Consider the following 3,121-nt stretch of genomic DNA (forward strand, 5'->3'; position numbering starts at 1 on the left):
GATGCGATTGAAGATTCAGAATTATTGTTGCTTTCCAAAAGCAATTATGAAGCCTTAACTCTGGCAGTACCCACCATGGATCGCTACTTCCGGATTCTTTATCAAAATAGCCTGGTGACCAAAGAACGAAGGTTGATGAGTAACATTACTCATAGCGCTGAAGAGCGTTACCTGGAATTGTCAGCATCAAACCCTAAAATTATTGAGCGCATTCCACAAAATCTCATTGCTTCTTATCTGGGTATCGCCCCTGAAACATTGAGTAGAATCAAGAAAAACTTACTTTCAAAAAAATAGTTAATAGCGTTACTGAAATTCAGAATTTTTTATGCTGAAAATCATTGCAAAAAAAAATGGAGCTAAATCTTTAAGATCTAACTCCATTTGGTGCACTTGTAGGGATTCGAACCCCAAACCTTCTCATCCGTAGTGAGATGCTCTATCCAATTGAGCTACAAATGCATTTCCGTTCGTTAACGGACTGCAAAGGTAAGGTTTGAGATTTAAATTCAAAATAATTTTGAAAAAAATATTCAAAAAATCTTACCTGCATGTTGTTTATGCTTTTAAGGCATCATCAATTGCTTTAAAAGCAGGCAAATCCTTTGCATCTTCCAAAACTTCTGCATAAGCAATTTTTCCTTCTTCATCAATCACAAATGCTGCTCTTTTAGAAACTCCTTTCAAACCAAATACAAATTCAGGATATAAAGCACTATAAGCTTCAGACACATCCTTGTTAAAATCAGATAATAACGGGAACTGATAGTTTTGAACTTCCTTAAATTTCGCTAATGAAAATGGAGAATCGACAGAGATTCCTAAAACCTGTGCATTTATCCCCTCGTAAAAGCTAAAATTATCACGCATGGCACATAACTGTTCGGTACATACACCGGTAAAAGCCATTGGAAAGAAATGAATAATTACTTTTTTACCTTTAAATGCGGCTAAAGAAACTTCAGTTAAATCCGAGCTGTATAATTTAAAATCAGGGGCTTGATCGCCAATTTGTAGTGACATATATTATATTGTTAAATTGTTGTAATTGTTAAATTGTGTAACTGGTTAATTGTTTAATCGTAACATAAAGTTTCAAAAAAGAAAACTAGCTTGTTTACCAATTTTCTATTACCCATTTCCAGTGCAAATTACCATCCAGTCTGGATACTTGATACTAAATACCTTCTACCTTCCGCTCTCTACTTTCTACTTTTCATCTGCTCATCCACCATCTTTAAACCTTCTTCAAAGCTATGTGGCTTATAATCTAAATCTCTAATTGTTTTATCTAACACAAAGCCAGTTTTTACCGGCCGTTTTGCAGTTTGATTTAAACTGTCAGAACTTATTTCAGAAATTATCGATTTATCGAGCGACCAATAATCGGCAACTTTTCTCACTAAATCTGCAATGCTCATGTAATCTTTCCCTGATACGTGATAAATACCCTGCGCATTCTTCTCTACCGCCAGCAAGCAGGCTTCTGCTAAATCTTCTGCCAAGGTTGGCATTCTCCATTGGTCGTTCACTACATTAATAGGCTGACCTTTCTCCAATGCACCTTTGGCCCAAAGTACGATATTACTTCTACTCATATCATTAGTAATACCATATACCAGTATTGTTCTTAAGATTGCCCAATTGGCCGTTGATGTTTTTAGTAATTCTTCAGCCAAAACCTTCGATTTACCATAATAACTTACAGGGTTTACTGCATCTTCTTCCTTATAAGGTCCATTTGCCCCATCAAAAACGAAGTCAGTACTCAAATGTATTAATTGAATATTTTTTTCTTCGCAAAGCGATAATAGTGTTTTAACAGCGCTTACATTCAACTCATAACAAGATTCCTTGCTGGCTTCGGCAGTATCTACATTTGTCATTGCTGCCGTGTGTATTATTACGTCTGGCTGATATCTTTCAATTACGAACCTTACCTGAGCTACATCCAGGATATCCATCTCTGCATATTCATAACCATGGCTTACAGGATAACGATTGAACCCCCTGGATGTGGCGACCAACTTCACCCTTCCTTCCGCTAATACTTTTTCGGTTATTTTTTGACCTAAAAGGCCATTGCTACCTGTGGTTAAAATGGTTTTCATGGATTGATTTTACGCCCCTAAATTACCGATTAAAATCACCTAAGAAAAATTTCCAATATATATTTAAAATTTACTAATAATAACTTAACTTTGCCAACCGAATTGGAGCCCCTGCAAACAGCTTTAATTCATTGACTGTAATAAATTTACTCACAACAGATATGCCTAACTTAGGAAAAATAGCACAAATTATCGGCCCAGTGGTTGACGTTAGCTTTGCTGATGATGCCCATCTACCTAAAATTTTCGATGCGTTAGAGATAACAAAAGAAAATGGACAAAAAATTGTTTTAGAAGTTCAACAGCACTTAGGTGAAGACCGCGTACGTGCAATCTCTATGGATTCTACTGATGGTTTAGTTCGTGGAATGAAGGTACTTGATACTGGTTCAGCGATTAAAATGCCAGTTGGCGACCAAATCAAAGGTCGTTTATTTAATGTAGTTGGTGACGCAATTGACGGAATCACTGCAGTAGATAAAGCTGACGGTCGTCCGATTCACGCTACTCCTCCTAAGTTCGAAGATTTATCAACTGAAACTGAAGTACTTTTTACAGGTATTAAAGTAATCGATTTATTAGAGCCTTATGCAAAAGGTGGTAAAATTGGTTTGTTCGGTGGTGCTGGTGTTGGTAAAACAGTATTAATCATGGAGTTGGTAAACAACATCGCTAAAGCTTATGCTGGTTTGTCAGTATTCGCAGGTGTTGGTGAGCGTACTCGTGAGGGTAACGATTTACTTCGTGAGTTTATCGAATCAGGCGTTATTAACTATGGTGATGAATTCTTACACTCAATGGAAAAAGGTGGATGGGATTTAAAATCAGTGGATACTGAAAAATTAAAAGAATCAAAAGCAACATTGGTTTTCGGTCAAATGAACGAGCCTCCTGGTGCACGTGCTCGTGTAGCATTATCAGGATTAACAGTTGCAGAATATTTCCGTGATGGTGATGGTGAAGGCGCTGGAAAAGATATCCTTTTCTTCGTTGATAACATCTTCCGTTTT

3 protein-coding genes, 1 tRNA gene and 1 pseudogene are annotated in these 3,121 nt (G+C 36.8%); 2 read left to right on the forward strand and 3 right to left on the reverse strand.

From position 1 onward, the window contains the following. Positions 1-297, forward strand: a 297-nt coding sequence (locus tag ON09_RS23250; RefSeq protein WP_010603467.1) for a Crp/Fnr family transcriptional regulator, incomplete at its 5' end; no start/stop codon positions are given. Between the two features lie 88 nt (positions 298-385). Here ON09_RS23250 and ON09_RS23255 read toward each other — a convergent pair. From ON09_RS23255 to ON09_RS23265, 3 genes are all read right to left on the reverse strand, one after another. Beyond that, positions 386-462 (reverse strand) — tRNA-Arg (locus ON09_RS23255). Positions 463-558: 96 nt separating this feature from the next. Further along, complete coding sequence (locus ON09_RS23260; protein ID WP_010603468.1) at positions 559-1,023, reverse strand: redoxin domain-containing protein; 465 nt, start codon at positions 1,021-1,023, stop codon at positions 559-561. A 179-nt stretch (positions 1,024-1,202) separates the two neighbouring features. Beyond that, a complete protein-coding gene (locus ON09_RS23265) occupies positions 1,203-2,111 on the reverse strand; it encodes an SDR family oxidoreductase (RefSeq protein ID WP_010603469.1) in 909 nt (302 codons plus the stop codon). A gap of 161 nt (positions 2,112-2,272) precedes the next feature. On the opposite strand from ON09_RS23265, the pseudogene ON09_RS23270 reads away from it, so the two are divergent. After that, positions 2,273-3,121, forward strand: a pseudogene (locus ON09_RS23270) (F0F1 ATP synthase subunit beta); the annotation flags it as partial.

The sequence above is a fragment of the Pedobacter agri PB92 genome, from assembly GCF_000258495.1.
Lineage (GTDB): Bacteria > Bacteroidota > Bacteroidia > Sphingobacteriales > Sphingobacteriaceae > Pedobacter > Pedobacter agri.